This is a genomic window from Musicola paradisiaca NCPPB 2511 (genome assembly GCF_000400505.1).
GTDB classification, from domain to species: Bacteria; Pseudomonadota; Gammaproteobacteria; order Enterobacterales; family Enterobacteriaceae; genus Musicola; species Musicola paradisiaca.
The window spans coordinates 2,616,486-2,642,132 of the sequence record NZ_CM001857.1 but is presented as its reverse complement, the minus strand read 5'-3'; the positions used below and the strand labels follow the sequence as shown (position 1 = coordinate 2,642,132).

18 protein-coding genes and 1 pseudogene are annotated in these 25,647 nt (G+C 57.6%); 13 read left to right on the top strand and 6 right to left on the bottom strand.

What is annotated here, in order from left to right; translation table 11 throughout:
- Positions 1-4: 4 nt before the first annotated feature.
- A complete protein-coding gene (trxB, locus tag DPA2511_RS11630; protein WP_015853955.1) occupies positions 5-964 on the bottom strand; it encodes a thioredoxin-disulfide reductase in 960 nt (319 codons plus the stop codon).
- 510 nt (positions 965-1,474) lie between these two features.
- On the opposite strand from trxB, the gene lrp reads away from it, so the two are divergent.
- The 10 genes from lrp (at position 1,475) to dmsD (ending at position 17,161) form a co-directional block, all read left to right on the top strand.
- Positions 1,475-1,969, top strand: a complete 495-nt coding sequence (lrp, locus tag DPA2511_RS11625) for a leucine-responsive transcriptional regulator Lrp (RefSeq protein WP_010277211.1) — start codon at positions 1,475-1,477, stop codon at positions 1,967-1,969.
- Between the two features lie 115 nt (positions 1,970-2,084).
- On the top strand, positions 2,085-5,609 hold the full coding sequence (locus DPA2511_RS11620) for a DNA translocase FtsK 4TM domain-containing protein (RefSeq protein ID WP_015853954.1): 3,525 nt from the start codon (positions 2,085-2,087) through the stop codon (positions 5,607-5,609).
- Positions 5,610-5,767: 158 nt separating this feature from the next.
- Complete coding sequence (gene lolA, locus DPA2511_RS11615) at positions 5,768-6,379, top strand: outer membrane lipoprotein chaperone LolA (protein ID WP_023638337.1); 612 nt, start codon at positions 5,768-5,770, stop codon at positions 6,377-6,379.
- A 7-nt stretch (positions 6,380-6,386) separates the two neighbouring features.
- Entirely contained in the window at positions 6,387-7,730 is a 1,344-nt protein-coding gene (locus tag DPA2511_RS11610; RefSeq protein WP_015853952.1) for a replication-associated recombination protein A, read from the top strand.
- A gap of 107 nt (positions 7,731-7,837) precedes the next feature.
- A complete protein-coding gene (serS, locus tag DPA2511_RS11605) occupies positions 7,838-9,133 on the top strand; it encodes a serine--tRNA ligase (RefSeq protein WP_015853951.1) in 1,296 nt (431 codons plus the stop codon).
- 500 nt (positions 9,134-9,633) lie between these two features.
- Entirely contained in the window at positions 9,634-12,084 is a 2,451-nt protein-coding gene (locus DPA2511_RS11595; RefSeq protein ID WP_015853950.1) for a DmsA/YnfE/YnfF family dimethyl sulfoxide reductase, read from the top strand.
- A 347-nt stretch (positions 12,085-12,431) separates the two neighbouring features.
- Positions 12,432-14,876, top strand: a complete 2,445-nt coding sequence (gene dmsA, locus DPA2511_RS11590; protein ID WP_015853949.1) for a dimethylsulfoxide reductase subunit A — start codon at positions 12,432-12,434, stop codon at positions 14,874-14,876.
- Positions 14,877-14,887: 11 nt separating this feature from the next.
- A complete protein-coding gene (locus DPA2511_RS11585; protein ID WP_015853948.1) occupies positions 14,888-15,505 on the top strand; it encodes a DMSO/selenate family reductase complex B subunit in 618 nt (205 codons plus the stop codon).
- 1 nt (position 15,506) lies between these two features.
- Positions 15,507-16,367, top strand: coding sequence for a DmsC/YnfH family molybdoenzyme membrane anchor subunit (locus DPA2511_RS11580; RefSeq protein ID WP_015853947.1), 861 nt, complete (start codon positions 15,507-15,509; stop codon positions 16,365-16,367).
- A 179-nt stretch (positions 16,368-16,546) separates the two neighbouring features.
- Positions 16,547-17,161 carry a Tat proofreading chaperone DmsD gene (gene dmsD, locus DPA2511_RS11575; protein WP_015853946.1) on the top strand — a complete coding sequence of 205 codons (615 nt, stop codon included), beginning with the start codon at positions 16,547-16,549 and terminating at the stop codon, positions 17,159-17,161.
- Between the two features lie 187 nt (positions 17,162-17,348).
- Here the strand turns inward: dmsD and DPA2511_RS11570 are convergent, their stop codons facing one another.
- Together DPA2511_RS11570 and DPA2511_RS11565 are read right to left on the bottom strand one after the other, a co-directional pair.
- Positions 17,349-17,954: a glutathione S-transferase family protein gene (locus DPA2511_RS11570; RefSeq protein WP_015853945.1), complete on the bottom strand. Its 606-nt coding sequence runs from the start codon at positions 17,952-17,954 to the stop codon at positions 17,349-17,351.
- Positions 17,955-18,108: 154 nt separating this feature from the next.
- Positions 18,109-18,753 carry a DsbA family protein gene (locus DPA2511_RS11565; protein WP_015853944.1) on the bottom strand — a complete coding sequence of 215 codons (645 nt, stop codon included), beginning with the start codon at positions 18,751-18,753 and terminating at the stop codon, positions 18,109-18,111.
- Between the two features lie 105 nt (positions 18,754-18,858).
- Between DPA2511_RS11565 and DPA2511_RS23480 the strand changes: the two genes are divergently transcribed.
- The 3 genes and pseudogenes from DPA2511_RS23480 to DPA2511_RS21640 all read left to right on the top strand — a co-directional run bounded on the left by DPA2511_RS23480 (position 18,859) and on the right by DPA2511_RS21640 (position 20,941).
- The gene (locus DPA2511_RS23480) at positions 18,859-19,089 is read left to right on the top strand and encodes a hypothetical protein (RefSeq protein ID WP_153247098.1); all 231 of its coding nucleotides are present in this window, start codon (positions 18,859-18,861) and stop codon (positions 19,087-19,089) included.
- A gap of 90 nt (positions 19,090-19,179) precedes the next feature.
- Positions 19,180-19,632, top strand: coding sequence for a type 2 periplasmic-binding domain-containing protein (locus DPA2511_RS23475; protein WP_153247097.1), 453 nt, complete (start codon positions 19,180-19,182; stop codon positions 19,630-19,632).
- 189 nt (positions 19,633-19,821) lie between these two features.
- A pseudogene (locus tag DPA2511_RS21640) lies at positions 19,822-20,941 on the top strand (MFS transporter).
- A gap of 60 nt (positions 20,942-21,001) precedes the next feature.
- Here the strand turns inward: DPA2511_RS21640 and DPA2511_RS11545 are convergent.
- The 3 genes from DPA2511_RS11545 to pflB form a co-directional block, all read right to left on the bottom strand.
- Positions 21,002-21,937, bottom strand: coding sequence for a LysR family transcriptional regulator (locus DPA2511_RS11545; RefSeq protein ID WP_015853942.1), 936 nt, complete (start codon positions 21,935-21,937; stop codon positions 21,002-21,004).
- A gap of 388 nt (positions 21,938-22,325) precedes the next feature.
- Positions 22,326-23,066, bottom strand: coding sequence for a pyruvate formate lyase 1-activating protein (pflA, locus tag DPA2511_RS11540; RefSeq protein WP_015853941.1), 741 nt, complete (start codon positions 23,064-23,066; stop codon positions 22,326-22,328).
- 280 nt (positions 23,067-23,346) lie between these two features.
- The gene (pflB, locus tag DPA2511_RS11530) at positions 23,347-25,629 is read right to left on the bottom strand and encodes a formate C-acetyltransferase (protein WP_015853939.1); all 2,283 of its coding nucleotides are present in this window, start codon (positions 25,627-25,629) and stop codon (positions 23,347-23,349) included.
- Between the last annotated feature and the right edge of the window lie 18 nt (positions 25,630-25,647).

Here is a 25,647-nt window from a genome sequence, read left to right as displayed (position 1 = left end):
GCGGTTATTTGTCGTTCAGGCTGTCCAGATAGCGTTCAGCATCCAACGCGGCCATACAACCGGTGCCGGCAGATGTAATCGCCTGGCGATAGTTGTGATCCATGACGTCGCCGGCGGCGAAAACGCCAGGAATGCTGGTCTGGGTAGCGTTGCCGTTGGTGCCAGATTGCACCTTGATGTAGCCGTTTTCCAGCGCCAACTGGCCGTTGAAGATCGCGGTATTCGGGCTGTGGCCAATAGCGATGAAGACACCGGCGATATCCAACTGTTCGGTGGCGTCGCTCTGCGTATTGCGCAGGCGCACGCCGGTAACGCCCATGTCGTCGCCGATCACTTCATCCAGCGTGCGATAGGTGTGCAGTACGATGTTGCCGCTGTCGACTTTCGCCATCAGGCGGTCGATCAGAATTTTTTCAGCGCGGAAGCTGTCGCGGCGATGAATCAGGTGCACTTCGGCGGCGATGTTGGACAGGTACAACGCTTCTTCCACGGCGGTATTGCCGCCGCCGACGACGGCGACTTTCTGTTGGCGATAGAAGAAACCGTCGCAGGTGGCGCAGGCGGAAACGCCCTTGCCTTTAAAGGCGTCTTCAGAGGGAAGCCCTAAATAACGTGCGGAAGCGCCGGTTGCGATGATTAGCGCGTCGCAGGTGTATTCATCGCTGTCGCCGAACAGGCGGAATGGGCGTTGTTGCAGATCGACGCGGTTGATGTGGTCGAAAACGATTTCGGTATTGAACTTGACGGCATGGTCATGCATGCGTTCCATCAGCAGCGGGCCGGTCAGATCGTTCGGATCGCCGGGCCAGTTTTCGACTTCGGTCGTGGTGGTTAACTGGCCGCCTTTTTCCATGCCGGTGATCAGCAGCGGTTGTAAATTGGCCCGTGCAGCATAGACCGCGGCGGTGTAACCGGCCGGGCCTGAACCCAGAATCAATAATTTACGATGTTTGGCAGTGCTCATGAGTTCCTCAATTCGTGTGAACGGACGATGGCAGCGATTGTAAGGAAATTACTTCGGTAAAAAAAGTGTAGTGGAATGTTGTTGGCTATTTGTCTAATCGTTACAGGTTATTGGAATACCGTGGCGCAATCGGGTGCCGGATCTTTGCGTTAAGGGGGACGTGCGATGCGGGAAAAACCAGTCAATTCAGGGAGGAAAGCGTGAATCTGGCACTTTCTCCTGATTTTAATTGTTTTGCTTTGACAATCGGCTGTAGTTTTGCGAAAACATCCTTGGAAGAGGAAATTTTTTGTATGTGAATAGTTGAATGCTCCGCTTTTCATCAGCTTTTATCTGGATGGAAACACAGTGCCGCTTTTTGTGGAACGCTGTTTTAACGCCGATGCGCCGACGACTGACGGGAACGCTATTGTACAACAAAAGGCAGGGGTCTTCTTTAGGGCAGCTCTGGTACATGAGGTTGGTCAGAGACAGCAATTAAGCAGGGAAGGATGAAGAGAGACAACAAGAATGGTAGACACGAAGAAACGTCCGGGAAAAGATCTTGACCGCATTGATCGCAATATCCTGAACGAACTGCAAAAAGATGGTCGTATCTCCAACGTGGAGCTCTCCAAACGGGTTGGTCTTTCACCCACCCCGTGTCTGGAGCGTGTTCGTCGACTGGAGCGGCAGGGCTTTATTAATGGTTACACTGCACTGTTGAATCCGCATTATCTGGATGCATCATTGTTGGTGTTTGTGGAAATTACGCTGAACCGCGGCGCACCGGATGTGTTTGAACAGTTCAATGCCGCCGTGCAGAAGCTGGAAGAAATTCAGGAGTGTCATCTGGTTTCCGGTGATTTTGACTATCTGCTCAAAACCCGCGTGCCGGATATGTCAGCTTACCGCAAGTTGCTGGGTGAAACGCTGCTGCGCCTGCCGGGCGTCAACGACACCCGCACCTATGTGGTGATGGAAGAAGTGAAGCAGAGTAACCGGCTGGTGATTAAAACCCGCTGACGGCAGGGATGCATAATCCGGTAAATTTAGCTACACTCCTGTGAATATATACAGCATGCGCCGGGGCACCCTCGGCGCTTTGTTATGGCACATTTGCAGGAACCTGGAGATTGGCTTGAGCCAGGAATACACCGAAGACAAAGACGTGACGCTGAAAACGCTCAGCGCGGGTCGACGCTTATTAGAAGCGATGCTTATCGTGGCAGCGCTGTTCGCCGTTTATCTGGCGGTCGCGCTGCTGAGTTTCAGCCCCTCGGATCCCAGCTGGTCGCAAACGGCCTGGCATGAACCGATTCACAACCTGGGCGGCGGGGCCGGCGCCTGGCTGGCGGATACCTTATTCTTTATATTCGGCGTGCTGGCGTATGCCATACCGCCGATAATGCTCTCCCTGTGCTGGGCGGTTCACCGGTCACGTAGTCATGAGCACATCATTGATTATTTCACCCTGTCGCTGCGCCTTATCGGGACATTGGCGTTGATCCTGACATCCTGTGGGCTGGCCGCGTTGAACGTCGACGACATCTACTATTTTGCTTCCGGCGGCGTGCTAGGCAGTTTGCTCAGCAGTTCAATGATCCCCCGATTTCACAATATCGGCGCCACCATGATCCTGCTGTGTGTGTGGGCGACCGGCTTGACGTTATTCACCGGTTGGTCGTGGTTGACCATCGCCGAAAAGATTGGCGTAGCGGTCATGGGATGCCTCACGTTCTTTTCCACCCGCCGTCGCGACGATGACTATCATTACGATGAAGCGGATGACGACGCGGTGCCGGATGATACGGTCGATGTTGTTCACGCCAACGAACCCGAGACTGACCGGCGTGACGAGACCGATGATGTACTGTTCTCTGCGCCCGGCATTGGCGCGGCGGCGTCCGCAGCGGTGCAAGCGCAGGAGACGGAGAATAAGGCTCGTCCCGATGAAAGCACGCCGCGGCCGGACGTTCCGCTCCCAGTCATCGCGCATGATTCGGCGCTGAGCCCGGCTGATGCGCCGTCTTCAGCCGAGGTACCGCCATCGCCCGCCACAGCATCGGTTGCGCCGTCCGCGTCGATGCAACCGGCGTATACGGTGTCGTCCGTGGTGTCGGCGGCGTTGGCCGCCAAAGCGTCGTCTGAGCCGGCGCAGCCGCCTGCGCCGTCGTTCAATGAACCTGCGCCATCGTTCAATGAAGTCGCAGACTGGCACCCGCTCAGCGTGCAGCCTGAGGATCGCATCTCTCGTGTCGCTGCATCGGCGGCACCCGCTTTTGCCGTTCCTGAGCCGGATTCTGCGGTGACACCGAAAACCAATACGTTGTTTACCCCCGCCTTTACAACGGATGAAAACGAAAATCCCCAGGTGAAACGGGGGATGGGGCCAGAGTTGCCGCGTCCAAATCCGGTGCGTATTCCTACCCGCCGCGAATTGGCGTCCTACGGTATCAAACTACCGTCCCAGCGTCTGGCAGAGCAGCAGGCGCGCGAGGCGGAACGGCATACCCACGCAACGCAGGACGAAACCTCAATCGACCTGCCGCGTGACGCTGATGTTTCGTCAGTCGCCGAAACCGTGGCGCCTGACAGAATGTTCGATAGCCAGCCCGCGTTGGATGATGGCGAACCGTTGGATAATGACGAACAACAGGTACTGATCCAGGAAGCCGAATTGCGTCAAGCGTTTATGGATCAACAACGTACCCGTTATGGCGAAGAGTACGCGGTAGCGGAGGAAGATGAGGATGCATTAATGCAGGCGCGTCTGGCCCGCGATTTCGCCGAACAGCAGAAGGTTCGCTACGAAGACGAGACGCCGCCGCTAGCTAGCGATGTTACGACGACGGCCGCGTGGCGACAGGCGCCGCCGGTGGCTGCTTCTGCGCCGGAATCGTCTGTAGAGGATGAGCCGTCTTCGGCAACAACCATGAATGCACGCGGCGCCTTCGCGATATCGCCGTTTGCCGATCTGGTGGATGAAGGCCCTGCCGAACCGCTGTTTACCTTGCCTGCTCAGGAAGAACCGGATAACGAGGCTCCACCGTTTGCCCCTGCCGTTTCAGCGGCGGCGTCGGCATTGCATGCGCAACCGGAAGACAAGCCGGCATCGTCGCTGATGAATAGCCTGATCCATCCCTTCCTGATGCGCAATGATCAGCCGTTGCATACGCCAACGACGCCGCTGCCTTCGCTGGATTTACTGACGCCGCCATCCGTCAACGATGCGCCGGTGGATGAATTTGAACTGGAGCAGATGGCGCGGCTGATTGAGGCGCGTCTGGCCGACTATCGCGTTAAAGCATCGGTGGTCGACTATTCGCCGGGGCCGGTAATCACCCGTTTTGAGCTGGATTTAGCGCCGGGGGTGAAGGCGGCGCGTATTTCCAACCTGGCGCGCGACCTTGCGCGTTCGCTGTCGGTGGTGGCGGTGCGTATCGTTGAAGTTATCCCCGGTAAACCGTATGTCGGCCTTGAATTGCCTAACCAGCACCGGCAGACCGTATTCCTGCGGGAAGTGCTGGACTGCGAACGGTTTCGTGATAACCCTTCGCCGCTGGCGGTAGTGCTGGGCAAAGATATCGCGGGTGCGCCGGTCGTGGCGGATTTGGCGAAAATGCCGCATCTGCTGGTGGCGGGCACCACGGGTTCCGGTAAGTCGGTCGGCGTCAATGCCATGATTATCAGCATGTTGTACAAGTCTACGCCGGACGATGTGCGGTTCATTATGATCGATCCGAAAATGCTGGAGCTGTCGGTTTATGAGGGCATCCCGCATCTGTTGACCGAAGTGGTGACTGATATGAAAGACGCCGCCAACGCCTTGCGCTGGTGCGTCGGTGAGATGGAGCGGCGTTACAAGTTGATGTCGGCGTTGGGTGTGCGCAATCTGAGCGGCTACAACGAACGGATTATGCAGGCGGAGGCGATGGGCCGTCCGGTGCCGGATCCGTTCTGGAAACCGACCGACGGCATGGATACCCAACCGCCGGTACTGGAGAAACTGCCGTACATTGTGGTGATGGTAGACGAATTCGCTGATCTGATGATGGCGGTGGGCAAGAAAGTTGAAGAGCTGATTGCCCGCCTGGCGCAGAAAGCGCGTGCCGCCGGTATTCATCTGGTGCTGGCGACGCAGCGTCCATCGGTGGATGTGATCACCGGCCTTATCAAAGCCAACATTCCGACCCGCATCGCTTTTACGGTGTCCAGTAAAATAGACTCTCGCACCATCCTCGATCAGGGGGGGGCCGAGTCGCTGCTGGGGATGGGCGACATGCTGTATATGGCGCCGAACTCTTCTATCCCGGTGCGCGTCCACGGCGCCTTTGTGCGTGATCAGGAAGTGCATGCGGTAGTGCAGGACTGGAAGGCCCGTGGGCGGCCGCAATATATCGACAATATCGTCAGCGGCGATGATGACGGTGAGGGCGGTGGCCTTGGTTTTGACGGCGATGAAGATCTTGACCCGCTGTTTGACCAGGCGGTGGCCTTCGTGGTGGAAAAACGCCGCGCCTCCATCTCCGGCGTGCAGCGCCAGTTCCGCATCGGCTACAACCGGGCGGCGCGTATCGTCGAGCAGATGGAAATGCAGGGGATCGTCAGCAGTCCGGGGCATAACGGCAACCGTGAAGTGCTGGCGCCGCCGTCGATGGAGTGAGTGAGGGCGGCCGTGAAAAGAAACGTAAAAGCGCAAAATAGCGGATAATTCGTCTGTCATGCACGGTGCGTCTGGGCTACAGTAGCGCCCAATCGAAACGGCGGCCCAGGCCGCCGTGCATGTGGTCAGAACAATGAAATGAAAGGATTTTATCTATGCTGAAGAAATGGTTGATGGCCGGTTGCCTGTTGAGCAGCGTGATTTCCGGTGCGGCGTTGGCGGATGCCGCTGGCGATTTGCAGAGCCGCCTCAGCAAAGTGAACAGTTTCCATGCCGGTTTCACCCAGAAAGTGTCCGGCAGTGATGGCGGCACCGTGCAGGAAGGTCAAGGCGAGCTGTGGGTAAAACGTCCCAATCTGTTCAACTGGAAAACCACCGCGCCGGATGAAAGTCTGCTGGTGTCCGATGGCAAAACCCTGTGGTTCTATAATCCGTTTGTCGAGCAGGCAACGGCGACCTGGGTGAAAGACGCGACAGGCAATACACCGTTCATCCTGATTACCCGTAACGACCCGAAAGACTGGAGCAAGTACAACGTGACCCGTAACGGGGACGATTTCCAGCTGGTCCCGCGTGCCGCCAGCGGCAATCTGAAACAGTTCGCCATCAGTGTCACCGGCGACGGGACGATCAAGGGGTTCACCGCCACCGAACAGGATGGGCAACGTAGCGTTTATACGCTGAAAAATCAGCAAAATGGCGATGTGGATTCAGCAAAATTCCACTTTACGCCGCCGAAAAACGTCACGGTGGACGATCAACGTCAGTGAGGCGTGTGTGAGCAATCTGTCTCTCGATTTTTCCAGTCATCAATTTCAGCCGTTGGCCGCCCGTATGCGGCCGACCACGCTGGCGCAATACATCGGTCAGCAACATCTGTTGGGGCCGGGCAAGCCGTTGCCGCGCGCTATTGAGGCCGGGCAATTGCACTCCATGATCTTGTGGGGGCCGCCGGGCACCGGCAAAACCACGCTGGCGGAATTGATTGGCCGTTATGGTGAGGCGGATGTCGAACGCATCTCGGCGGTGACGTCCGGCATTAAGGACATTCGAGAAGCGGTCGAGCGGGCGCGCCAGAATCGTAATGCCGGGCGCAGAACCATTCTGTTTGTGGATGAAGTGCACCGTTTTAACAAAAGCCAGCAGGATGCTTTTCTGCCCCATATCGAAGATGGAACGGTGACGTTTATCGGCGCCACCACGGAAAACCCCTCATTTGAACTCAACTCGGCGTTGCTCTCGCGAGCGCGCGTTTATCTGTTGAAATCGCTGGATACCGCCGATATTGAACAGGTGCTGGCGCAGGCGATGGTTGATCGCGAACGTGGGCTAGGCGGGCAACACATTGTACTGCCGGATGAGACCCGCCGCCTGTTAGCGGAACTGGTGAACGGCGACGCGCGTCGGGCGCTGAATCTGCTGGAAATGATGGCGGATATGGCCGAGGTCGACGCCGACGGGCAGCGTGTCCTGACGCCGGCGCTGTTGAAAGCGGTGTCCGGCGAGCGCAGCGCCCGTTTCGATAACAAAGGCGACCGTTACTACGATCTGATCTCCGCCGTGCATAAATCGGTGCGCGGTTCTGCGCCGGATGCCGCGCTGTATTGGTATGCCCGCATTATCACCGCCGGCGGCGATCCGCTGTATGTGGCGCGTCGTTTGCTGGCCATTGCCTCGGAAGATGTGGGCAATGCCGATCCGCGTGCTATGCAGGTGGCGATCGCCGCCTGGGATTGCTTTACCCGCGTTGGGCCTGCCGAAGGCGAGCGGGCCATTGCGCAGGCGATTGTTTATCTGGCCTGCGCACCGAAAAGTAATGCGGTGTACACCGCCTTCAAGGCCGCCATGCGCGATGCGAAGGATAAACCGGATTACGATGTTCCGGCCCATCTGCGCAATGCGCCGACATCGTTGATGAAAGAGATGGGGCTGGGGGCTGAATATCGTTACGCCCATGATGAAACCAACGCTTACGCGGCGGGGGAGGTCTACTTCCCGCCGGAAATGGCAGAAACGCGCTATTATCAGCCGACATCCCGTGGGTTAGAGGCCAAAATCGGCGAAAAGCTGGCCTGGCTTGCTGCACAGGATCAAAATAGCCCGACAAAACGCTACCGCTAATTTAAGGGTTGCGGTAAGGTTTACGCGATACTTTCTGCTGCATGGCGTCGTTGGCCGGCGCCCTGTAATTATCGATTATCCACTCATAAAACAAGCACAGGACTAGCATGCTCGATCCCAATTTGCTGCGTAATGAGCTAGACGCAGTTGCTGAAAAATTACTGGCTCGCAGAGATTTTAAACTGGATGTGGAAGCGCTGCGTAAACGGGAAGAACGCCGCAAAGTGCTTCAGGTCGAAACAGAAAGCTTGCAGGCAGAACGTAACTCCCGATCGAAAGACATTGGCTCCGCCAAAGCGCGCGGCGAAGATATCGAACCTTTGCGCCGGGAAGTCAACACCCTGGGTGAAAGACTGGATGCGGCCAAAGTTGAGCTGGAACAGATCCAGAGCGATATCCAGGCCATTGCGCTGACCATCCCTAATCTGCCCGACGATTGCGTACCGCTGGGTAAAGATGACTCCGAGAATCAGGAAGTGTTCCGCTGGGGCGAACCCCGTCAGTTCGATTTCCCGGTGCGCGACCATGTCGACCTCGGTGAACTATCCGGCGGTTTGAGCATGGCGCTGGGTGTGAAGCTGACCGGCTCCCGCTTCTCGGTGATGAAAGGCCAGGTTGCTCGTTTGCACCGCGCGCTGGCGCAGTTCATGCTTAACCTGCATACCGCCGAACATGGCTATGAAGAAGCCTACGTTCCTTATCTGGTCAACCATGCCACGCTGTATGGCACCGGCCAGTTGCCGAAATTCAAAGAAGATTTGTTCCATACTCGCCCGCTGGAAGAAGAAGCGGAAACCAGTAGCTATGCGTTGATCCCGACGGCGGAAGTGCCGCTGACCAACCTGGTGCGCGATGAAATTCTGGATGAAGAGTCTCTGCCGATCAAACTGACCGCGCATACGCCGTGTTTTCGCTCCGAGGCCGGGTCTTATGGCCGCGATATGCGCGGTTTGATTCGCGTGCATCAGTTCGACAAAGTGGAGATGGTGCAGATCGTTCGTCCGGAAGACTCCATGCAGGCGTTGGAAGAACTCACCGGGCATGCGGAAAAAGTGTTGCAGTTGCTGCAGTTGCCGTACCGCAAGGTGCTGCTGTGCACCGGGGATATGGGTTTTGGATCCTGCAAAACCTACGATCTGGAAGTCTGGCTGCCGGCCCAGAACACTTACCGTGAAATCTCTTCCTGCTCCAATATGGGGGATTTCCAGGCACGTCGGATGCAGGCTCGTTGCCGTGGCAAAGGCGACAAGAAAACCCGTCTGGTGCATACCCTGAACGGTTCAGGTCTGGCGGTTGGTCGTGCGCTGGTTGCCGTGCTGGAAAACTATCAGCAGGCCGATGGCCGTATCGAAGTGCCGGAAGTGCTGCGTCCGTATATGGGCGGGCTGGAGATCATCGGCTGACTTCTGCCAGCGTCCGCACAGTGAAAAGCGCCTCATGAGGCGCTTTTTTACTGGCGTCATTCAGGGAAGCCGTGACGTTTTTCCCCCGCAGGGCAACGCAAAAACCATGCTGACGCATGACGAGCCAATGCGTTTAGTTCCCTTTCAGCGATCCGCGTCAAATCCGCCCGCGATGAAAGCAGATGTTTACTGCTGACATCCATGCACCGTGTCGTCACGAAACATATCAATCTCGCCAGCAACCAGGCGGCTTGGGTGAATTTCCGCGTCAGGCATGGGCTTCGTTGTATTAAAAAGTATATAACGCTAATAGTTACTTTGTTGATATTAAACAATAAAACAAAATGCCAACGGCATAATCCTTATTAGTAATAAGGTTATTCAAAAATATGCAGAGTAGTCAGCGCCAGGCGGGTAAGTCTGTGGCGATCCGTTACCAGAATGATCGCGCTATTTGGCCATCGCGCCTGAATGTATTCTGCCGCTTTCGGGAGAGCACGATGTCGGGGAAAATAACGCATAACCTGCTGCAACAGGGTATGGATAGACGTTCGTTCATTAAATCAACGGCGCTGACCGGCCTGTCTGCGGCGATCGGGCAAGTCTTGTTGCCTTACCAGTCCCTGATGGCGGCGGGAACGGCGACGTTATCAGGAGAACCGGCGGCGGATAAGAGGGTATGGGGCGCCTGTTCGGTCAATTGCGGCAGCCGCTGTGCGCTGCGCTTCCATGTGCAGGATGATGTGATCCGCTGGGTTGAGACGGATAACACCGGTGACGATCAATACGGAAATCATCAGGTCAGGGCCTGCCTGCGCGGGCGCAGCATCCGCCAGCGCATCAATCATCCCGACCGGCTGAAATACCCGATGAAACGGGTCGGTAAGCGCGGCGAAGGAAAGTTCAAACGTATCAGTTGGGACGAAGTACTGGATGACATTGCCGGCAGCCTGAAACAGGTGGTGGAGAAGTACGGCAACGAATCGGTGTATATCAATTACAGCTCCGGCATCGTCGGCGGCAACATCACTCGTTCTTCCCCTTCAGCGTCGTTGGTGACGCGGTTGATGAACTGCTATGGCGGTTCCCTTGGGCAATACGGAACCTACAGCACCGCGCAGATCGCCTATGCCATGCCGTATACCTACGGCAGCAATATGGGCAACAGCACCTCCGATATCGAAAACAGCAAACTGGTGGTGATGTTTGGTAATAACCCGGCGGAAACCCGGATGAGCGGGGGCGGCATCACCTATTACCTGGAGCAGGCGCGGGCGCGTTCTAACGCCCGGATGGTAGTGATCGACCCACGTTATACCGATACCGCCGCAGGGCGGGAGGACGAATGGATCCCGATTCGGCCGGGAACCGACGCCGCATTGGTGGCGGGGCTGGCCCATGTGTTGATCACGGAAAATCTGGTCGATCAGGCGTTTTTGGATACCTATTGCGTGGGGTACGACGAAAAGACGCTGCCTGCCGGCGCGCCGTCGAACGGGCACTATAAGGCTTATATTTTGGGGCAAGGGGCGGACGGGATTGCCAAAACACCGGCCTGGGCGGCGGACATTACCGGCATTCCTCAGGATCGTATCATCAAGCTGGCGCGGGAAATCGGCAGTACCAAACCGGCGTATATCTGTCAGGGATGGGGCCCGCAGCGGCAGATGAACGGTGAGTTGACGTCGCGGGCGATTGCGATGCTGCCGATCCTGACGGGCAATGTGGGGATCAACGGCGGCAACAGCGGCGCGCGGGAGTCCACCTACACGCTGGAAGTGGAACGGATGCCGGTGCTGAGCAACCCGGTTAAAACGAAAATCTCCTGCTTTACCTGGACGGACGCCATCGTGCGCGGTACGGAGATGACGGCGAAGCGGGATGGCGTTCAGGGGCGCGAACAGCTGACGACGCCGATCAAGTTTATCTGGAACTATGCCGGCAATTGTCTGGTTAACCAGCATTCGGACATCAACCGGACTCATGAAATTCTGCAGGATGACTCGCTGTGCGAGAAAATCGTCGTCATCGAGAATTTCATGACGTCATCGGCGAAGTATGCCGACATCCTGTTGCCTGACCTGATGACCATCGAGCAGGAGGACATCATCCCCAATGATTACGCCGGGAATATGGGCTACCTGATTTTCATCCAGCCGGCGACCAGCGCCAAATATGAACGACGTCCGATCTACGACATCCTCAGCGAGGTCGCGCGTCGGTTGGGGCCGGATGTCCATCAGCGTTTCACCGAAGGGCGGACGCAGCGGCAATGGCTGACGTATCTGTACGATAAAACCCGGGCTAAAGATCCCACGCTGCCGGATTTTGAAACGTTACGGGCGATGGGCATCTACAAACGCAAAGACCCGGCTGGGCATTATGTGGCGTATAAAGCGTTCCGCGACGATCCGGTGAAGAATCCGCTGAAAACGCCGTCAGGCAAAATTGAGATCTACTCCGAGGCGTTGGCGAAAGTCGCCGCCAGTTGGGAATTGAAACCCGATGACGTCATCAGCCCGCTGCCGGTGTATGCCTCCACCGCTGAGGGGTGGGACGATGCCCTGCGCCAGCGCTATCCCTTGCAGATGATCGGTTTCCATTATAAGGCCAGAACCCATTCGACTTACGGCAACATCGAGCTGCTCAAGGCGGCTTGCCCGCAGGAAATCTGGATGAACCCATTGGATGCCGCCACGCGCGGTATCCGCAACGGCGATTGGGTCAAAGTCTTCAACGCCCGTGGCGAGGTACGGCTACAGGCGAAGGTGACGCCGCGCATTATTCCCGGTGTGACCGCCATGCCGCAGGGAGCCTGGCATCAGGCGGAAATGGCTGCCGACCGTATCGACCGGGGCGGTTGTATCAATACCCTGACGATGCTGCGGCCGTCGCCGCTGGCGAAGGGGAATCCGCAACATACCAACCTGGTCGATATCGCCCGGGTTTAAGAGCACGAAGAGGTCACTATCATGGTCAGGTACCGAGTCGGCGCAGCGGCGTGTCTGGCATGGCGATATGCCATGGCGGCGCGCCGATGCCGTGATGGTGTATCGGGCCGGTCAGGCATCCGTCAGGGTGGCGTCAAATCCGTGGCGGTTGCCCTCAAATATCATGTGATTCATGCAGTTATCGTTTCTTTATTGATTGTCATCCATAACTATTCTACCCGTTGTGCTGCACTCGCCTGTCTCTGCGGTGATGTCTGGCGTCCATCAGCCCTTTTATCACCGCATTCCAACCAGGGCATTTTTTGTTCTGGCTCTCTACTCCCTTTTGACGAAAGTGGGTTCGGCTTATGAACAATGTCAAGAAATCTTCTGTACTCCTATACCCGCTCAGCCGCCGTTCGTTGGTAAAAAACGGCGCGCTGTGCGGTATTGCGGCGGCAGTCGGCAACCTGGCGTTACCCTTTGCCAGCCGGGCGTTCGCCGGGCAATCCGTCTCTTCATCAACGTCTGCGGAACAGGTTATCTGGAGTGCCTGTACCGTAAACTGCGGCAGTCGATGCCCATTGCGTATGCATGTGGTTGACGGCGAAATTCGTTACGTTGAAACCGATAATACCGGCGATGACGAGTACGACGGTCTGCATCAGGTGCGGGCTTGCCTGCGGGGCCGTTCGATGCGCCGTCGCGTTTATCATCCCGACCGTTTGAAGTACCCGATGAAGCGCGTGGGCAAGCGCGGAGAAGGGAAATTTGAGCGCATCAGTTGGGATGAAGCGCTGGATATCGTCGCGGCCAGCCTGAAAAACACCGTGAGCAAATATGGTAATGAAGCCGTCTACCTGAATTACGGCACCGGCACGCTGGGCGGGACGATGACGCGCTCATGGCCGCCGGGGAAAACGCTGGTGGCGCGTCTGATGAATTGCTATGGCGGCTACCTCAACCATTACGGCGATTACAGCACCGCGCAGATTACGGTCGGGCTGAATTATACATACGGCGGCTGGGCGGACGGCAACAGCCCCTCGGATATCGAAAACAGCAAACTGGTGGTGCTGTTCGGTAATAACCCGGCCGAAACCCGGATGAGCGGGGGCGGCGTGACCTATTATCTGGAGGAAGCGCGCCGGAAGTCGAACGCCAAACTGATTGTTATCGATCCCCGCTACACCGATACCGGCGCCGGCCGGGAAGACGAATGGATCCCCATCTATCCGGGGACGGACGCCGCGCTGGTGGCGGGGATAGCGTATGTGCTGATCACCGAAAATCAGGTGGATCAGGCCTTTTTGGATAAATACTGCGTTGGCTACGATGAGAAAACCCTGCCGCCCGGCGCGCCGGCTAACGGGCATTACAAAGCCTATATCCTCGGGCAGGGCGCGGACGGTATCGCCAAGACGCCGCAGTGGGCGGCGGCCATTACCCGTATCCCGGCCGAGACCATCATCCGGCTGGCGCGGGAAATCGGCAGCGTCAAACCGGCCTTCATCGCCCAGGGATGGGGGCCGCAGCGGCGCGCCAATGGCGAACTGACCTCGCGGGCGATCGCCATGCTGCCGATCCTTACCGGCAACGTGGGGATTCACGGCGGTAACAGCGGCGCACGGGAAAGTTCCTACGGGACGGCATTCGTGCGGATGCCGACATTGACCAACCCGGTGAAAACCAGCATCTCCATGTTCATGTGGACGGACGCCATCGAACGAGGGCCGGAAATGACGGCGTTGAAGGATGGGGTGCGCGGTAAGGATAAGCTGGACGTACCGATTAAATTCATCTGGAACTATGCCGGCAACTGTTTGATTAATCAGCATTCCCAAATCAATCGTACCCATGAAATCCTGCAGGATGACAGCAAGTGCGAAATGATTGTGGTGATCGATAATCACATGACGGCCTCTGCGAAGTACGCCGATATCCTGTTGCCGGACTGTACGGCGGCGGAGCAGATGGATTTTTGTCTGGATGCCTCCTGCGGCAACATGGCTTATGTGATTTTCGCCGATCGGGTGATTGCCCCCCGGTTTGAGTGCCGCACGATCTACGACATGCTGACCGATCTCTCTCGACGGCTGGGGGTGGAGCAGGCCTTCACCGAAGGGCGCACTCAGGAACAATGGATGCGCTACCTGCACCAGCAGTCGCGGGCATTGATGCCGGCGCTGCCGGAGTTTGATTCATTCCGTCAGCAAGGGATGTATAAGGAGCGCGATCCCAACGGGCATTTTGTGGCGTACAAGGCATTCCGCGCCGACCCGCAGGCCCACCCGCTGACCACGCCGTCCGGAAAGATTGAGATTTACTCCGCGGCGCTGGCTGCCATCGCCGGTAGCTGGACGTTATCGCCGGGCGACGTCATCGACCCGTTGCCGGTTTATCATGCCGGTTTCGAAAACTATGACGACCCGCTCATGCGTCATTATCCGCTGCAACTCAGTGGGTTCCATTATAAATCCCGCACCCATTCCACTTACGGCAATGTTGAATTGCTCAAAGCCGCGTGTCCGCAGGAAATGTGGATCAACCCGCTTGACGCCCGCGCCCGCGGGATTGCCAGCGGCGATCGGGTACGTATCTGGAACGATCGGGGCCAGGTTGACGTGGCGGCCAAAGTCACGCCGCGCATTATTCCCGGCGTCGTCGCGCTGGGAGAAGGGGCTTGGTATGACCCGGATGCCCGTCGGGTCGATCAGAGCGGCTGCATTAATGTGCTGACGACGCAACGCCCTTCGCCGCTGGCGAAAGGGAACCCCTCACATACCAATCTGGTTGAAGTACAAAAAATTTAGGAGAGTAACCGATGGGTACGCAATATGGTTTTTATATTGATTCAAGCCGCTGCACCGGGTGCAAAACCTGCGAGCTGGCCTGTAAGGATTACAAGAATCTGACTCCGGAGGTGAATTTCCGTCGTATTTATGAGTATGCCGGGGGGGGATGGCAGCAGGACGGCAACTGCTGGCATCAGAACGTGTTCGCCTATTACCTCTCGGTGTCGTGCAACCACTGTAGCGATCCCGCCTGTACCAAGGTGTGCCCGACCGGCGCCATGCACAAGCAGGGCGATAACTTTGTGGTGGTGGATGAATCCATCTGCATCGGCTGTCGTTATTGTGAAATGGCCTGCCCGTATGGCGCGCCGCAGTTTGACGCCGCCAAAGGCCATATGACCAAATGCGACGGCTGTTACCAGCGGGTGGCCGAAGGGAAAAAACCGATTTGCGTCGAATCCTGCCCGCTGCGCGCGCTGGATCTGGCGCCTATCGAAGAGCTGAGAAAACGCTACGGCACATTGGCGGAAGTGGCGCCGCTGCCGGCCGCAAGGTTCACCCAGCCGAATATCGTGGTGAAACCGAATGCCAACAGCCGTGCCGTGGGCGATACCACCGGCTTCCTGGCAAATCCTGAGGAGGTGTGAAATGGGAAACGGATGGCATGAATGGCCGCTGGTGATTTTTACCGTACTGGGGCAGTGCGTGGTCGGCGGGTTTATGGTGATGGCGTGGGCGCTGTTGCGTCATGGGGTCGACTCGGCGCAGGCGACAAAAATCAACCGGCAAATGTTTTTCCTCTGGTTGTTGATGGGGATAGGTTTTGTCGCGTCGGTGCTCCATCTTGGCTCGCCGTGGCGGGCGATGAACGCGCTGAACCGCCTTGGCGCTTCGCCGTTGAGTAATGAAATCGCGCTGGGGTCGCTGTTTTTCGCGCTGGGAGGCGTGTTCTGGCTGTTGCGGTTATTGGAAAAAATCGCCGGCGGGCTGGCGCGGTTGTGGTTGGTGGTCACGTTATTGGTCGGGGTGGGTTTTTTGTACGCCATGATCCGGGTATACCTGATCGATACCGTGCCGACCTGGAATAACGGTTTTACGCCGGTGCATTTTCTGGTGACGGCGCTGCTGGGCGGCCCGCTGCTGGGTTATGCGCTACTGCGCGCGGCGGGTGAAACGGACGCCGAGATCCGCTGGTTGCCGGTTTTCAGCCTGTGCGGGTTGGTGGTGAGTATGGTGGCCATCCTGTGGCAAACCACCGCGCTACCCGAGATCCATAGCTCGGTGCAGCAGGCCACGCAGCTGGTGCCGGCCTATGCGGGGATACAGATTTTCCGCTGGTTGTTGTTGATCGCCGGTTTGTCGCTGTGGCTGGTTCCGCTGTTTCGTCGCCGCCCGTCTTCCGTCGGCGTGCTGGCGCTGGGATCGGGTCTGGTGATCGGCGGTGAATTACTGGGGCGGGTTATCTTCTACGGCCTGCATATGACGGTTGGTATGGCGGTCGCGGGCTAACCGACGGTGTGTGTGCCTCGGGCCGGGTTCGATTTCGGACACGGCCTTATGGCGACAGGCGCCAGGCTGAACCAGGATGATTGATGAGCGGTGATACTCCCCGGCGCTGATCGCTGCCGGGGGAGCGGTTGTCGGCGGATGCGGATGATGGTTCGTTGTCCCGTCGCAGTGGAGGAGATATGGCAAGACAAATGGTCAGCCTTACCGGGCGCATGCTGGGCGCGCTGTTGTATTACGCGCCGGATAATGACAACAACATGCCGCTGTTTGCGCAACTGCGGCAGTCGGGCTGGCATCAGACGTGGCCGTGCGGCGATGCGGCGCCTGTCGAGCAAGCGGCGCAGCAGATGACCCTGGGCCTGCAATCCGGGTACGAAGAGCGGTTGGCTGACGTGTGGCAGCGGTTGTTTATCGGGCCGGATCATCTTGAGGCGCCGCCGTGGGGCTCGGTCTATCTGGATAAAGAGAGCGTGCTGTTCGGCGATTCCACGCTGGCGTTGCGCCTCTGGTTACGCCAGCAAGGCATCGAGCCGTGCAACGAGGCGCGGGAACCGGAAGACCATATCGGCCTGATGCTGATGTTGGCGGCATGGTGCGCGGAGCACCAGCCCGACGGCGTGCCCATTCTGCTGGCGGATCACCTGCTGCCGTGGGCGATGCGCTATCTCGATTTGCTGGAGCAGGCGGCCGGGCACCCGTTCTATCAGGGGGTCGCCGCGCTGACCCGAACGACATTGCAGGACTGGCAACGTGTCTACCGGTTAACGCCCGCGCCCAGGCAACTGTTTTATTGACGACTGACACCTTGTTTATTGACGATTGATACCTTGGCGCTTGCCGTAAAAAGTGGCGCGGTTTGCGCGCCCCCGCACGGCAATGGCGCCGGTATCTGCGCTGAACGATACCGGCTGTGTATTACGTGCTCCGTCACGGCGGCGGTGTGGGAGGGCGCTCACGCGATGAAGCATGGCGGGACGCCAACTACGGGTAGCGCGCCGCCCGTTGCCAGGCCGGCCGGGCTCGCATTGCCGCCAATAGCCGCCACAGATGCGGGCGCGATTGATCGAACCAGCCCCGGCTGGCGGCGATATCCAGCGGGAATCCCATCATGATATCGGCGGCGGAGAAGGTGTTTCCCGCCAGCCAGGGGGACTTGCCCGCCTCCTGCTCCAGAAAATCAACATGCAGATTGAGCTGCTTATTGACCATGCCAAGAATCGGCCAGCCGAACGGCCCCATCTTCTGAGCCACCCGTTTTAACAGCATTGTGCTCATCAGCGAGCCTTCGGTGTAGTGCATCCAGTAGCGATAACGCCAGTATTCGGGGCAATCGGGCGTGGGAGCCAGATGCGGGCCGAAGGTGTCAACCAGGTACTCGATAATCAGCCCGGTTTCGGCCAGAACTTTGCCGTCGTGTTCAATCATCGGCGCTTTGCCCAGCGGATGAATTTTCCGCAGTGCGTCCGGCGCCCGCATCGAGAACCGATTGCGCTGCCAGTTGACCACCTCGTAGGGAACGTCCAACTCTTCCAGCAACCAGAGGATACGCTGCGAACGTGAGGTATTCAGATGGTGGACTCTAATCATAATGTCCCTCAGTCAACGAAGGTGACGGCAGGGGCGCCGCGCTGGGTTCGGGGGATTAAGCGGCGGGCTTAACCATGAATGGGACGGGCATCATCCCTGATCCCGGAGGTGTGCATGCGACGCGACGGTCGGCATGAGGTTGATAGCTATACGGTTATTGACTGACGGCGACCTGTTTAAGCAGATAATCTTGCCAGGCGTCAGGGCGACCAATCCAAGGCGCAATATTGAGCGTGGTCAGCGTATCGTCCAGCGCCAGAACCAGCGTCGGGAAACCGCCGCCGCCGGATTGCGTCAGCCATTGCCGGCTCTCGGCGATGTGCTGGCGGGTAGGCTGCCCGCGCCAGTGGGTACAGGCGTTTTCAAAATCATCCCGATTCAGCCCAATGTCGGTAGCCAGTTGCAATAACACCGGGAGATCCGAAATACGCTGGCCTTCGACATAATGGGCGCGTTGCAGGCGCTCCAGCAGATCCAGCCCGTGCCCGCCCAATTCCTCAGCCGCGAGGATGGCGGTAGTCGGCGGTTCTGAATCCAGCGTGGCGGTCACGTCCCACAGCAGACCGTTGAAATAGCCGTCCCCGAAGGGCTGCCCGCTCATCTGCGCGATGCGCCGATCATGGGGTTGCACGTATTCCCGCCATTCAGGGGTGATCCGGCGGCGGTTGGGGCCGGTCATCATGCCGCCGGCATGAAGCACAATCGGCAGCCCTTTAATTTTACGGGCTGCGTGGATTAACGGCGCTGCGGCATAACACCAACCACACAGCGGATCAAAGATGTAGTGTAGCCTGTTCATTTCTACGCTCCGTATGTTATCCGCAAGGGAACATGAGGGGATGCCTTGCTGTCGTGCCAATGTCGTTCCGGCGGACGGTGTCATGTCATCACCGAATAACGCGTATTGTTATTATTGACCATTTCCGGCGAGTTATCCGGTCATGGCATGGATTTCTATCCGGCCGGGATCGCAAACCTGAAAGAAAAGATCCCGGCGTTGGGCTTCCCCGCGCCGATTGCTGCTCACGCCGGAACGGCGTGGCGTCCAGTCCGCCCCTGTCAGGGCCAGGTCATTTCGCCTTTGATGACGTTGGCGCCCAGCGTTAATGAAGACGTTTCGCCAAGTGCCGGATAGGCTTTTTGCATGGCATCCGCCAACACTTTGCTGTCGGCGGCGAGGCCGGCCTGCCGTTCAAACGTGTGCAGATACTGGCGGGTAAACGCGATGTTTTGCGGCGTCCAGGGTTGGGAGCCGTCTTGGTTCGGGCTGGGAGTGACTCGGTACCACGGTGGTCGGGTTCAGTTTCTTGATGCTGTCCAGATCGTCCAGCCAATGCTGACGCGACGCCGCGGTTTGGGTGTCCGCCATCCAGACGTGGATATTGGCGACGGTGTGCACGCCGCCGACGAGGGCCTTCAGCGCCGGGATCCAGACAAAGGTGCGATCGGGCGTCGCACCGTTCAGCCCGATAATGACGATGTCGTTACCTTCCAGTTGCCGCCGGCTGCCGGCAAGCGGCTGATTGCCTTGTTTCCCGACGCGGAACCGACGGCGCTGAGCGTGTATGCCGTTTATCGATCGCGCGAGCATATGTCCGCCGCGTTGCGCGCGTTGCTGGATTTCCTGGTGGCGTGGTTTGCCGCCAATCTGGAATGGAAACGCCTCTCGCAACGTTGATGGCTGGCGGTTGCGAATCGGTGGATTGTCGATGTAACCGGGCCTGCTCGGCGGCGCCGTTTTGCGCTAGCGTGGGGCCCGGCCGGTCAAAAGACAAAATGTGCGGCTGCCGCCGACAGGGCAATTGACTTTGCCGACGCGGGTGTCATGATGCGCGCAGTCGCTACTCTTCTGTTTGGTTTTTCCTCCATGTCCACCTATACACGCCCCGTCTTACTGCTGCTTAGCGGTTCTGAATACTCTGGTGCCTTTGTGGCTGAATGAACGGCAGTGGCCGGTATGGCAGGTCGGGCTGGTCGGAACCGGCTATTTTACCGGTAATCTGGTCGGTACGCTGCTTGCCGGCAGGTTGATTCATCGCTGGGGGTTTAATCGCAGTTATTATCTGGCTGCTGCGATCTTCGCGTTGGCGACCGGCATGTTGGGCGTGTCGTCGGGGATGTGGAGCTGGCTGGTATGGCGGTTTGTGGCCGGCGTCGCCTGTGCGCTGATCTGGGTGGTGGTGGAGAGCGCGCTGCTGTGCAGCGGGCATGCCGTTAAACGGGGCCAACTGCTGGCGGCGTATATGATGTCTTATTATTTCGGCAGCGTGCTGGGTCAATTGCTGCTGGGAATGATGCCGAGCGCACAAGGTAGCATTCTGCCCTGGCTGGTCATGCTGGTGTTGGCGGCGATGTTCCCGTTGTTGTTCGCCCGCATTCCGCCGCCGCAGCCGGTGACGCACCAGGCCGGCGTATGGCGCATGTTGTGTTATCGCCGCGCCCGACTGGGCATTGACGGTTGTGTCATTTCCGGCGTGATCCTCGGGTCGTTATATGGATTGATGCCGCTCTACCTGGCGCATCAGGGGATGAGTGACGCCCAGGTCGGATACTGGATGGCGTTGCTGATTAGCGCCGGTATCGCCGGGCAGTGGCCGGTAGGGCGCTTGGCGGATCGCTTTGGCCGGTTGATGGTGCTGCGGGGGCTGGTTCTCGCCGTGGTAGTGGGCGCGCTGGCGGTGCTGGGGATGGGCAGTGCGGGTATGGCTTTCGCTTTGTGCCTGCTGGGGGCGGCGGGTTTTACGCTCTACCCTGTCGCGATGTCCTGGGCCTGTGAGCGCGTTGCGCCGGATGAGCTGGTGGCGATGAATCAGGCCTTGTTGCTCAGCTATACCCTCGGCAGTCTGTGCGGGCCGTCGCTGGCGGCGCTATTGATGCAGGCGTATTCCGATGCACAGTTGTTCGTGCTGATCGCCGTGGTGGCGCTGGGATACCTGATTCTGTTGCTGAAAACAACCGACCATCATCCGCGCCCGCTACCGGTATAGCGATGCGGCGCCGTTGAGTGCTGCGCAGGGATAACCCGGCACACGCGCAGCGCTGGCCGGTCATGTCGTCATGCGCGGAGTACCGCCGGTCAGTGACGGTTGCCCCGCTTCGATAATGTTGTTCCAGAGCACTTCCGCGACCGGGCTTAGCCGCTGTCTGGCATTCCGTACCAGATAAAAAATGCTGGCAAGGCCGAGATTTTCCGGAGATATCGCACACAGTTTCCCTTCCTGAACCCAGCGCTCGGCGTAGTGATCCGGCAAAAAGCCGACATGGGTGCCCGCGAGTAACAGCAGCAGGCTGCCTTCTTCATTCCAGGTTGTGTTCTTCAACCCTTGCCGGGCTATCGGCCCTAACTGTTGGCAGATTTCATTGGTGGCGTAGCCGCCGACCAGCAGACGTTTGGGATTCAGCGTACCGTCGCGCCACTCTTGTTCGACCCGGGGCGCCTGCTCCGCTGCGGCATAGAACGAGCTGCGTTCGATGAATGCCGGTTGAAAAAAGATATCCGGCGGGATGTCATCCGGCAGTACGGTGAGGACGATATCCAGCTCGCTGTTGCGCAGACGTTCCATCAGCGAATGATAGTCGTTGATGCTGAGGTGCATGGAGGCTTCAGGGCTGCGGGCAAACAGGCGGCGGATCGCCAGAGAAACCGCCTGTTCGGGATGCGAGGCGATATTGTCCAGGCAGCCGATGCGCACTTCGCCGATCAGTTCGTGCTTGATGCGCGCCAGACGGTTGGCGAAATCATCCAACGTGGCGATGACGGCTCTGGCTTCCTGATACACCACTTCGCCTTCGGTGGTCAGCGAGAATCCGCCGCGACCCCGTTCGCACAATACCAGCCCCAGCGCATCTTCAAGACGCGAAAGATAGTGGCTCAGCACCGGTTGGCTGAGGCCGGTGGCGTCCTGCGCGTTAGTGATCCCTTTTTTCTCGACGATTTTGCAAAAGAGTTTTAACCAGCGGATTTCAAGTTTATCGAGGCGCATACCTGTCCCTGAATACATGTATTTTTAAAATATTCACATTGAAATAAATCTATTTTATTCAATGCCAATTCCCATTATGTTACGCGCAGCCGTCAGCTCATTGAGCCGGCTCCACCCGATTGCGTGGTTTTATGCGTTACACCAGGGCTCTTTGTAAACACTCATGCCGCCTTTGGGCGGCATGAGTGCTCTCTGCAATATAATATCCTGCAATGTCTATTTTTACGCCTGTATTGCCGCCAGTCGGTGAAAATGGTGTTCATTGGGCGAGGGGAATAAAAGGACTGAAAGCGGTACAGCGCTTGATTGAAAAACCGTCGCGCCGCCGGCAGGCGACGCGCAGAGAACGGGGTGTGTTAGTGTGTTGCCCGAAAGGGTAGGCCGCTGTTCAGTAAACCACTTTATGGCCGTAGCCGGCGATAATGGATTTTACGCGATCCATAATATCGGCTTTGGGCGGTTTGATACCGTCCAGCTTGTACTCCTCACCCATGGCAGTCCATTTGTGCTTGCCCAGTTCATGGTAGGGCAGCAGTTCGATTTTCTCGATATTGCTCATGTTTTTGGTAAATTCCCCCAGCAGATGGGCGGAGGCGTCATCATCCGTCCAGCCGGGGACGACGACGTAACGGATCCAGACGCGCTGATTGCGTGTGGCCAGATAGCGGGCGAATTCCAGTGTACGGTGGTTGGATACGCCGACCAGATTCTGGTGGATATCATCATTGAGCTGTTTCAGATCCAGCATGACCAGATCGGTGACATCCAGCAGTTCATCAATAACCGGGTCGTAACGGCGCACGAAGCCGTTGGTGTCGAGGCAAGTATTGATCCCTTGCTCATGGCAGGCGCGGAACCAGTCGCGCACAAACTCCGCCTGCAAAATGGCTTCGCCGCCGGATGCGGTAACGCCGCCGCCGGACGCATTCATGAAATGGCGGTACGTCACCACTTCCTTCATCAGCTCTTCCACCGTGATTTCCCGACCGCCGTGAGTATCCCAGGTGTCCCGGTTGTGGCAGTAGAGACAACGCATCAGGCAGCCCTGAAAGAAGGCGATGAATCGGATGCCGGGGCCGTCGACGGTACCGCAGGATTCAAAGGAGTGAATGCGACCAATAACTGACATTGCGAGGTTTCTCCAGGTTTGGCCGGACAATAGCGGCCTGTCATGAGCGCAGATACGTGTTCTCCGACAGGGGAGATCTGCGTCGAATCTGTTTTGTCAGCACGTCAGCCGTGTGGCGGGCTGACAAAACAGGTTCTTTCCGGTGGGGCGGCGGATGAGTTTCGGGGACATCTCCATCCGTATGCGCAGCGATCCGTTGAGTATGAGCGAGATCACCCGCGATAAAAAGGCTCCACGGATGTGGAGCCTCTATGTTACGTGTTTTCAGACAGACATGTAATTACATGGACTGGGTGAAAGTACGGGTGATCACGTCCTGCTGCTGTTCTTTGGTCAGCGAGTTGAAGCGCACGGCATAACCGGAAACACGGATGGTCAACTGCGGATATTTTTCCGGGTTTTCCATGGCATCAAGCAGCATTTCGCGGTTCATGACGTTGACGTTCAGGTGCTGGCCGCCTTCGACGGACGCTTCGTGGTGGAAGTAACCATCCATCAGACCTGCCAGGTTGGTTTTACGCACGTCGTCGTCTTTACCCAGCGCGTTCGGCACGATGGAGAAGGTATAGGAGATACCGTCTTTCGCGTAGGCGAACGGCAGTTTCGCCACGGAGGTCAGAGAGGCGACAGCCCCTTTCTGGTCACGGCCGTGCATCGGGTTGGCACCCGGTCCGAACGGCGCGCCAGCACGACGACCGTCAGGAGTGTTACCGGTTTTCTTACCGTAAACCACGTTGGAGGTGATGGTCAGTACGGACTGAGTCGGTGTCGCGCCACGGTAGGTGTTCAGTTTCTGAATTTTCTTCATGAAACGTTCAACCAGGTCACAGGCCAGGTCGTCAACACGCGGATCGTTGTTACCGAACTGCGGGTATTCGCCTTCGATGTCGAAGTCGACAGCCAGACCGTTTTCGTCGCGAATCGGTTTCACTTTGGCGTACTTGATAGCAGACAGGGAGTCAGCCGCGACGGACAGACCGGCGATACCGCAAGCCATGGTGCGGAATACGTCACGGTCGTGCAGCGCCATCAGAGAAGCTTCGTAGCTGTACTTGTCGTGCATGTAGTGGATGATGTTCAGGGCGGTGACGTACTGCTTGGCCAGCCAGTCCATGAAGTGATCCATACGATCCATCACTTCGTCGAAGTGCAGAACGTCGCCTTTGATCGGCTCGGATTTCGGGCCTACCTGCATTTTCAGTTTTTCGTCCACGCCGCCGTTGATGGCGTACAGCATGGTTTTCGCCAGGTTTGCACGGGCGCCGAAGAACTGCATTTGTTTGCCAACCACCATCGGGCTCACGCAACAGGCGATCGCGTAATCGTCGTTGTTGAAGTCCGGACGCATCAGATCGTCGTTTTCGTACTGCAGAGAAGAGGTGTCGATAGACACTTTAGCGGCGAATTTCTTGAAGTTTGCCGGCAGCTTTTCAGACCACAAGATGGTCATGTTCGGTTCCGGAGACGGGCCCATGGTGTACAGGGTGTTCAGGAAACGGAAGCTGTTTTTAGTGACCAGAGTACGACCATCCAGGCCCATACCGGCCAGAGATTCGGTTGCCCAAATCGGGTCGCCGGAGAACAGTTCGTCGTATTCCGGAGTACGCAGGAAACGCACCATACGCAGTTTCATCACCAGGTGGTCGATCAGTTCCTGGGCATCCTGCTCGGTGATTTTACCGGCTTTCAGATCACGGTCGATGTAGATATCCAGGAAGCTGGATACGCGACCGAAGGACATGGCGGCGCCGTTCTGGGATTTCACCGCGGCCAGGTAGCCGAAGTAAGTCCACTGTACGGCTTCCTGAGCGGTGGTAGCCGGGCCGGAGATATCGCAGCCGTATTTGGCGGCCATCTCTTTGATCTGTGACAGAGCATGGTGCTGGTCGGCGATTTCTTCACGCAGGCGGATAGTCGCTTCCAGATCTTCGCCGTTTTCCAGTTTGGATTGCAGGGAAGTGAACTGGGCGAATTTGTCCGCCATCAGGTAGTCGATACCGTACAGCGCAACACGACGATAGTCGCCGATGATACGGCCACGGCCGTAGGCGTCCGGCAGACCGGTCAGCACGCCGGATTTACGGCAGCGCAGGATATCCGGGGTATACACATCGAATACGCCCTGGTTGTGGGTTTTACGGTATTCGGTGAAGATTTTTTTCAGCTGCGGATCCAGTTCACGGCCATACACCTTACAGGAGCCTTCAACCATTTTGATGCCGCCGAACGGGATCAGCGCGCGTTTCAATGGCGCATCAGTCTGCAGACCGACGATTTTTTCCAGATTTTTGTTGATGTAGCCGGCATCGTGGGAGGTGATGGTGGCTGCAACGTCGGTGTCGAAATCAACCGGCGCATGAGTGCGGTTTTCCTGTTTGATGCCGTCCATCACTTTATCCCACAGGGCTGTGGTGGCTGTGGTGGCACCGCTCAGGAAAGATTCGTCACCTTCATACGGTGTGTAGTTTTTCTGAATGAAGTCACGCACGTTGACGCCATTCTGCCATTCGCCTGCGCTAAAACCTTCCCATGCGTTGGCGAGTTTTTCATTCAGTTCGGTCATATTACACCTACCTTTGAT

Bases quoted from the DNA above. Each gene is read 5' to 3' on its own strand.
- DPA2511_RS23475 (WP_153247097.1), top strand. From the start codon at position 19,180: ATGTTTTGCGGCGTCCAGGGTTGGGAGCCGTCTTGGTTCGGGCTGGGA.
- DPA2511_RS11580 (WP_015853947.1), top strand. From the start codon at position 15,507: ATGGGAAACGGATGGCATGAATGGCCGCTGGTGATTTTTACCGTACTG.
- pflA (WP_015853941.1), bottom strand. From the start codon at position 23,066: ATGTCAGTTATTGGTCGCATTCACTCCTTTGAATCCTGCGGTACCGTC.
- serS (WP_015853951.1), top strand. From the start codon at position 7,838: ATGCTCGATCCCAATTTGCTGCGTAATGAGCTAGACGCAGTTGCTGAA.
- DPA2511_RS11545 (WP_015853942.1), bottom strand. From the start codon at position 21,937: ATGCGCCTCGATAAACTTGAAATCCGCTGGTTAAAACTCTTTTGCAAA.
- lrp (WP_010277211.1), top strand. From the start codon at position 1,475: ATGGTAGACACGAAGAAACGTCCGGGAAAAGATCTTGACCGCATTGAT.
- trxB (WP_015853955.1), bottom strand. From the start codon at position 964: ATGAGCACTGCCAAACATCGTAAATTATTGATTCTGGGTTCAGGCCCG.
- DPA2511_RS11585 (WP_015853948.1), top strand. From the start codon at position 14,888: ATGGGTACGCAATATGGTTTTTATATTGATTCAAGCCGCTGCACCGGG.
- dmsA (WP_015853949.1), top strand. From the start codon at position 12,432: ATGAACAATGTCAAGAAATCTTCTGTACTCCTATACCCGCTCAGCCGC.
- pflB (WP_015853939.1), bottom strand. From the start codon at position 25,629: ATGACCGAACTGAATGAAAAACTCGCCAACGCATGGGAAGGTTTTAGC.
- DPA2511_RS11565 (WP_015853944.1), bottom strand. From the start codon at position 18,753: ATGAACAGGCTACACTACATCTTTGATCCGCTGTGTGGTTGGTGTTAT.
- dmsD (WP_015853946.1), top strand. From the start codon at position 16,547: ATGGCAAGACAAATGGTCAGCCTTACCGGGCGCATGCTGGGCGCGCTG.
- DPA2511_RS11570 (WP_015853945.1), bottom strand. From the start codon at position 17,954: ATGATTAGAGTCCACCATCTGAATACCTCACGTTCGCAGCGTATCCTC.
- DPA2511_RS11595 (WP_015853950.1), top strand. From the start codon at position 9,634: ATGTCGGGGAAAATAACGCATAACCTGCTGCAACAGGGTATGGATAGA.